Raw genomic sequence first — 7,017 nt, 5'->3', positions numbered from 1 at the left:
CCTTCTCTACGTCATCCTCTGCGGCTCGGGCCTCCTCGCCCGGATGCGGAAGTAAATCGAGGAATCCTCTCTCCTTCAGAATGTTCTCCTCCGGTGCCGGGCGCCCTCTTGGCGGCGCCCGCCCCCGGACCTCTCCGAAGGTTTCGAGCCCGGTTTTGGTCGACCGGGCTCTTTTTTTGTTTTCGTTTTGTTTTCGGTTTCGGCGCCGCGGGCGCGTGAATGAGGATGGCGACGGGACGCCGTCAGCCGTCACCCGTCCTCCGGCCGCCCCGCCTCATTTCGCGGCGAGTCTCCCCGCCGCCTCGACGATCTTCGAGCGCACCCACTGGTGGAGCGGACTTCCGTCCGTGCGCTCGTGCCAGATGAGGGTCGGGCGCCACGGCAGCGTCCCGTGCACCGGATCCCGCAGGATCACGAAGTCGTCCATATGCGTCAAGCGCTCCGCCGTCTCCTTCGGGAGCGTGATCCAGTAGTCGGTGTCTTTGAGAAAGAAGGCCGCCGCGAGAAAGTGCGGCATCTTGAGCTGGTGGTTGTCCGCGTGGTCGAACGTGTCCAGAATCTCTCGGAAGCCCCCAGAGGGCTTCGCCATCATGATGCCGATCCGAGGGAATCGGTCGAGGTCTTCGGGGACAAGCTCACGGTCGCGGGCGAGCGCCTGCAGCGGATGTCCTTTCCTCACGAGCAGCACGTGATGCGAGTTCACCAGCACCCGCTGCCGGAAGGTTGGCCCCAAGTGCAGGCTCTCGTCCATGACGAGCCCCATGTCGGTCTGTCCCGAGCGCAGGCGCTCCAACATGTCGTTGCCCATCGGCTCGACCGAGAACTTCAGGTTCGGCGCCTCGCGGAAGAAGGCGCCGATCGTGGGCTGCAGGAGCGTCAGCACCGCGTTGTCCGCACCCGCCACGGTGATGGTCGCCTTCGCGGTCGCGGGCGAGAAGGGTTCGTCCGGCGCGGTGATGCCTTCGATCAACGCCAACGCGCTCTCCAAGCGGCCGGCCAAACGCCCCATGCGCTCGGTCGGGGTCATCTGACCTCCGGAACGCACGAAGAGCGCGTCGCCGAAGGCGTCGCGCGCCTTCTGGAGGAGCTTCGAGGCGGTCCCGGCGCTCACGCCCAAGGCCGCCGCGGCCGCGGAGAGCGAGCGGGTTTCAAGCACCGAGACGAGCAGCCGAAGCGTGCGCACGTCGAGGTCCTCGGTGCGCATTTGGGATTTGGAAATCTGCATTTTCTTATTTTGGTACGAACGGCAGGAAATCGGGAATGGTCAGTTCCTTGTGCCGTTCCTAGACTTTAGCGCATCCGGGCTTTCCGCCCCCTTAACCGTATCCTTCAGACCAAAGGAGTTTTCGAGATGCAGTTCTCGCTCAAGCACGCCGCGATCGCGACCGCCGCGGCCGGCATGGCGCTTGCCGCCTCCCACGCGATGGCGATGGGCGGCGCTTCCGGCGCCAACGTCACCTACGCCGTTCAGGGCAACATCGGCGAAGTCGTCTGGAATCCCCACAAGATCGCCCCGCTCACGGCCGTGATCCGAAATGGCGGCTACGAGATCAAAAACGCGAAGGTGCGCATCGTTCCGAAGGCGAACGGCCAGGAAATCAAGTACGACGTCTCGCGCCGTCAGATCCTCACGCACGGCGGCATTCCCGTCTTCGGCCTCTATCCGGACTACTTGAACACCGTTGAGGTCGAATACGACCGCGTCTACAACGGGAAGACCGAGCACTTCCAGGACCGCTACCAGTTCTACGCGCCCCCGGTCTACACGATGAGCAACGGCACGCCGATGCAGTCGACGACGATGTTCAACGCGAAGCCCGAAATCGTGAAGCCCGGGTTCGAAGACCGTCTCTACCTCATCGACAACCAGCTCTACAGCGCCGCGCCGCAGGGCGGCCGCTTCGTCTGGAACAACCCGACGGGGGGCGCGCTCGAATGGGCGTTCAACTCCGAGGTCGGCATCATCGACACGAAGGGCGAAACCCGCTGGTACCTCTTGGCCTCCCTCATCAACGACACGGAAGACCCCTGGAGCTCCGGCTTCATGATGGGCTTCCAGCAGGCGCCGGACGGCGCCCTCACCTGGGGCTTCGGCCAGCGCTACGTCAAGTACGACCTGATCGGCCGCAAGATTTGGGACCGCCGACTCCCGTCCGCGTACGCCGACTACAGCCACGCGTTCGACAACATGCAGAACGGGAATTCGCTCCTGCGCGTCTCGTCCGCCGACTACCGCCGCGCCGACGGCAAGCGCGTCCACACGGTGCGCGACGTCATCATCGAAGTCGACAAGGACGGCGGCGTCGTGGATGAATGGAAGCTGATGGAGATTCTCGATCCGTACCGCGCCGACGTCATCAAGGTGCTCGACCAGGGTGCGGTGTGCTTGAACATCGACGCTTCGAAGGCCGGTCAGACGCTCTCCGCCGAAGACCTCGCCAAGCAGGAAGCCGAAGGCCAGTTCGGCGACGTCGCGGGCGTGGGTCCCGGCCGCAACTGGGCGCACGTGAACTCCGTCGACTACGACCCGACCGACGACTCGATCATCATTTCGTCCCGCCACCAGTCCGCCGCCATCAAGATCGGCCGCGACAAGAAGGTGAAGTGGATCATGGGCTCGCCCGAAGGCTGGTCCGACAAGTTCAAGGACAAGGTCCTGACCCCGGTCGACGCGAAGGGCAACAAGATCAAGTGCGAGGGCTCGAAGTGCGAAGGCGGCTTCGACTGGTCCTGGACGCAGCACACCGCCTGGCGCATCGACAAGAAGTCGACGAAGGACGTGATCTACATCACGGTCTTCGACAACGGCGACGCCCGCGGCATGGAGCAGCCCGCGCTCGCGGAAGAGAAGTACACCCGCGGCGTGATCTACAAGATCGACCAGAAGAAGATGACGGTCGAGCAGGTCTGGGAAGTGGGCAAGGAGTACGGCCATGACGCCTTCTCGCCCGTGACGGGCCTCGCCCAGTACCAGGAAGACAAGGATTCGGTCGTCGTCTACTACTCCACGGCCGGGCTCACCTTCGACCTCCACGCGGGCGGCGGCGCCGCGAACGGCAACATCCCCGACCCGTGGATCTGCGAATACCGCTGGGGCGAGACGGAGCCGTCGGTGAAGATCAACTTCACGGACGCGTTCGGCTACCAGGCCTTCCCGATCTCGTTGGAGAAGGCGTTCAGCCAAAATTGACGGTGAACGGCTCGTCCTCCGCTCCCGGGGGATGAGCCGCCCGCAGAAGAATCGGGCGCACCCGGCCTTGACCGGATGCGCCCGAAGCATCAGTAGAATCCCTGTGACCGATCCTTAAAGGATCAAGCCGACAGGGATTATTCTTTTCAGTGACTCTTCGCAAAGGCCGCGGCTTCCACGCCCGCCGTACGACCGAAGAGCATCACGTCGGCAATGGCATTCCCGCCCAAGCGGTTCGAGCCGTGAATCCCGCCCGTGACTTCGCCCGCGGCGTAGAGACCCGGGATCACCTTGCCGTCGGTGCCGATCACCTCAGCCTTGGTGTTGATCTTGATGCCGCCCATCGTGTGGTGGACGGTCACGACCTTCTGGCAGGCGTACCAGGGGCCTTCGGTCAGGGTCGTGTCGGCCTTGTTGTTCGCGACGAACCCGAGCGGATCCTTCGCGCCGTCCTTCACGATCTTGTTGTAGCCGTCGATGCTGACCTTCAACTTGCCGGCGTCCATGCCGGTCTTCTTGGCGAGGTCGTCAAGCGAGTCGGCTTCAACGACGCTCCCCAGCGCCACCATGTCGCGGATCGTCGCGCCGTTGGCGTCGACCCAGTCGCGGGCCGGATAGCGGACCTTGTTGACGACGATCCAATACGTGCCCTTCGGCTGCTTGATGATCGCGTTCGCGAGGACGTCGCGCGCGGCGCCTTCGTTCACGAAGCGGTCGCCGTCGACGTTCACGAAGATGCGGTTGCGCCCCGACGTGCGGATGTTTTCCATGAGGCCGGTGCCGGGCGTGCCGCACGGATGGAGCTGGATGTCGTCCAAGCCGATGAGCTGCGCGCCGTACTTCTTCGCGAGGTCCATCCCTTGGCCTTGGGCCGCCTTGTTGATGTTCGTGGTGCCGATCTTGTTGTCCAAGACGACGTGCTTCCAGACGCCGGTGTTCACCTCCTGGCGGAGCTTCACGTTCGCGCCGAAGCCGCCCGTCGTGATCACGACGGCGTCGCTCGAGACCGTGAGCTTCTCACCGAAGTGCTTGGCCTTGACGCCCGCGATGCGGCCTTCAGCCTTGATCAGGTCATTCACTTCCGCGTCGGTGATCACTTCGATCGCGCCGTTCGTCTTGTCGATGACGGCTTCCAACGCGCGGATGTAGGTGTTGCCCGACGGCGTCGCCGGGTAGTGGCTCCGCTGCCAGAGCGCGCCCGTCGCGGTGCCGATCTCGTCCTTGAACTTGACGCCGTGGGCTTCGAGCCATTCGACGCTGGAGAGCGAGTTTTCGGTCAGGTACTTGACGAGCTCGGGGTCGCCCTTGTCGTGGCCGCCCTTCAGCGTCTGCTCGTAGAACTTCGCCGTGGAGTCTTCGATGCCCTGCTTGCCCTGACGCGCCGGGTCGACGGCGTTCAAGGCGCCTTCCGAAACGTTGGTCGAGCCGCCGAGGTACCCCAGCTTTTCGAGCACGACGACCTTCTTCGCGCCCGCTTCGTGCGCGGACACCGCCGCGGCGAGGCCGGCCCCGCCGCCGCCCACGATCACGACGTCGGCGTCGATCGTGCGTTCACCCGAAGGATGCTTTTCAACCTTGGCGGTGACGGCCTTCATGTCGGCCCCCGCCTGTTCGAGACACTGCTTGACGGCGCTCCAGATGGCGGAGCTCGTCACGGTCGCGCCGGTCACCGCATCGACCCCGATCGACTGCATGTCGAGGATCTTCGCAGTCATCTTCTCAATGGCTTTACGGCCGACGCCGATCGTCTCCAGGTTCTTCGAGGCGTCGATCTTCTCGATCTTGTGCTCCGACACGGTGACTTCGACCGTCATCGGGGCGTTGTGGCCGTTCACGGTCGCCGTGTAGACGCCGGGCTTCATCGTGAGTTCGGCCGCGCTGCCGGCCGTCGCGACGGAAACCCCCATCAGGGCGAGCGCGATCGGCGTGAAGCGGATTTTCATGTTGGTTTCTCCTCTTTGGGTATGTGGTCGGGGTCCGGAGGTTCCGGCGCCCGCTCTTTCAGCGGCTCCCGTACTTGGTCGCAGGAGCCGCGCTTGGTCCTTGGCGCGTCCGGCGCACGAAGCGCGCCCGGACGCACATTTCATCTTCACGCGCAGCGATTTATGCCGCAAGACCGACAAAACCCGCAGAAGTCTGCGGAAACCCGGAAAGTTTCGGCGTTCGCGCCGTCCCCGCCTGAAGAGACCGCCCCGCCTTCTCCCCCGGAGCATCCCGCCTGAAAGGCGCCTTCCCCGTTTTTCTTAAGCCTCAGGTTTCCGTGTCTGGTGTAGATTTCCAAGATCGACCATCTCCTCAAGGAGTTTGAAACATGCTCGAATTCAAACAGAACCTCCCCTTCGCCGACGCCGACGGTTGCTATGAACTGCTCGACGGCAACCGCATCCCCGCGATCGGCTTCGGCACCTGGCGCGTGAAGGACCGCGAGGACGGCGCCGCCGTCTGCGCGGAAGCGATCCGCGCGGGCTACCGCCACTTCGACACGGCGTATCTCTACGGTTCGGAAGAAAGCGTGGGCGACGCGATCCGCGCGAGCGGCATCGACCGCTCCGAATTCTTCGTGACGACGAAAGTCTGGAAGGACGACCTCTCCGCGGAAGGCGCGCGTCTGGAGCTCGAAACCTCGCTCTCGCGTCTCGGCATGGACTACGTCGACCTCCTTCTCATCCACTGGCCGCGCCGCGACTCGGAAGACCCCGAGTGGCGCGAACGCCTCACCGAGACCTGGAACGCCTTCCAGCAGTTCAAGCGCGAAGGGCTCGTCAAGTCGATCGGCGTCGCGAACTTCCTCCCGCACCACTTCGAAGCTCTGGACGGCGAAGTTCCCGTCGTGAACCAGATTGAAGTCCACCCCGGCTACCTCCAGGAAGAAGCCGTGCGCTACTGCCGAGAGCGCGGGATTTTGGTGGAGGCCTGGGCGCCTTTGGGCCAGAACCGCCTCATGACGAACCCCGTCGTCGAATCCATCGCGGATAAGCACCACGTCTCGCCCGCGCAGGTGTGCCTGCGCTTCTCGCTGGAGTTGGGCCTCCTGCCGCTCCCGAAGTCCGCCAACCCCGACCGCATGCGCCAGAACCGTGAGCTCTTCGGGTTCTCGCTCGACGAAGACGACCGTGCGGAGCTGATGGGCTTGCCTGAGAAGACGGGCTGGTCGGGCGAACACCCCGACGACGCGATTCCGATGCCGGATCTCTCGAAGCTGTGAGGCTTCAAAACCGTGTAGTACGGAACACAAAACCCTGAAAACGTGAGTTTCCATAACTCGTATTGTCACACATCATAACTTATTTGTCACAACCTACCATAACTTGTAATGTCACAAATCTCATAACTTTAGTGTCACAGGTTTGGTGCGCTTCGGTAAAATTGCAGAGTGGATCACAGCGGTACAGGTGCTGTCGTGACCACTCTTTTCTTGTTTGGAGTGCTGATGCGATCAAACTATGTACAGGATTACGACAAGTGGGTTAAGGCCGGGCGTGGTCAGGGGCGCTATAGCGCTTATGACCCGTGGATCACTGTTCAGGACTGCCATTCCAAAACCCCTCGCCACAGGGTCCCATGTCCACGCCTGCATCGCATGCTTCACTGCCTATCGCACGGGGAACGTCTTGTCTGCCTTTCTCTTGAATGGAATCCCGAGGTCATCGAAATCCGCGAGCAGTTTCCCCTTGCACCCGTTGACACACTAGACATTTGCAGCGAACTCAATCTGATTCATCCCCAAGTCAGGGGAAAGAATATCGTCATGACTACGGACTTCCTTGTGACGTACAGGGACGATGAGGGCGAAGAGAGTTTTAAGGAACCTCTTCACGGAAGAGGTT

Annotated in this window: 5 protein-coding genes; 3 read left to right on the top strand and 2 right to left on the bottom strand. The window is 62.8% G+C overall.

The window, feature by feature from the left end; all coding sequences use genetic code 11:
* Positions 1-274: 274 nt before the first annotated feature.
* A complete protein-coding gene (locus HMPREF9440_RS02565; protein WP_008541203.1) occupies positions 275-1,225 on the bottom strand; it encodes a LysR substrate-binding domain-containing protein in 951 nt (316 codons plus the stop codon).
* Positions 1,226-1,351: 126 nt separating this feature from the next.
* Here HMPREF9440_RS02565 and HMPREF9440_RS02560 point away from each other — a divergent pair, with 126 nt between their 5' ends.
* Positions 1,352-3,190: an aryl-sulfate sulfotransferase gene (locus tag HMPREF9440_RS02560; protein WP_008541202.1), complete on the top strand. Its 1,839-nt coding sequence runs from the start codon at positions 1,352-1,354 to the stop codon at positions 3,188-3,190.
* 146 nt (positions 3,191-3,336) lie between these two features.
* Here the strand turns inward: HMPREF9440_RS02560 and HMPREF9440_RS02555 are convergent, their stop codons facing one another.
* Positions 3,337-5,133: a flavocytochrome c gene (locus HMPREF9440_RS02555; protein ID WP_008541201.1), complete on the bottom strand. Its 1,797-nt coding sequence runs from the start codon at positions 5,131-5,133 to the stop codon at positions 3,337-3,339.
* Between the two features lie 368 nt (positions 5,134-5,501).
* On the opposite strand from HMPREF9440_RS02555, the gene HMPREF9440_RS02550 reads away from it, so the two are divergent.
* Complete coding sequence (locus HMPREF9440_RS02550) at positions 5,502-6,395, top strand: aldo/keto reductase (RefSeq protein ID WP_008541199.1); 894 nt, start codon at positions 5,502-5,504, stop codon at positions 6,393-6,395.
* Between the two features lie 195 nt (positions 6,396-6,590).
* Positions 6,591-7,017: TnsA endonuclease N-terminal domain-containing protein (locus tag HMPREF9440_RS11115; protein WP_172634271.1), on the top strand; the 427-nt coding region annotated here is incomplete at its 3' end.

This window comes from Sutterella parvirubra YIT 11816, assembly GCF_000250875.1.
Classification (GTDB): domain Bacteria; phylum Pseudomonadota; class Gammaproteobacteria; order Burkholderiales; family Burkholderiaceae_F; genus Sutterella; species Sutterella parvirubra.
Note: the sequence above shows the minus strand (reverse complement) of the source record. Positions and strands in the feature narration are given on the sequence as shown.

Bases quoted from the DNA above. Each gene is read 5' to 3' on its own strand.
- HMPREF9440_RS02560 (WP_008541202.1), top strand. From the start codon at position 1,352: ATGCAGTTCTCGCTCAAGCACGCCGCGATCGCGACCGCCGCGGCCGGC.
- HMPREF9440_RS02565 (WP_008541203.1), bottom strand. From the start codon at position 1,225: ATGCAGATTTCCAAATCCCAAATGCGCACCGAGGACCTCGACGTGCGC.
- HMPREF9440_RS02555 (WP_008541201.1), bottom strand. From the start codon at position 5,133: ATGAAAATCCGCTTCACGCCGATCGCGCTCGCCCTGATGGGGGTTTCC.
- HMPREF9440_RS02550 (WP_008541199.1), top strand. From the start codon at position 5,502: ATGCTCGAATTCAAACAGAACCTCCCCTTCGCCGACGCCGACGGTTGC.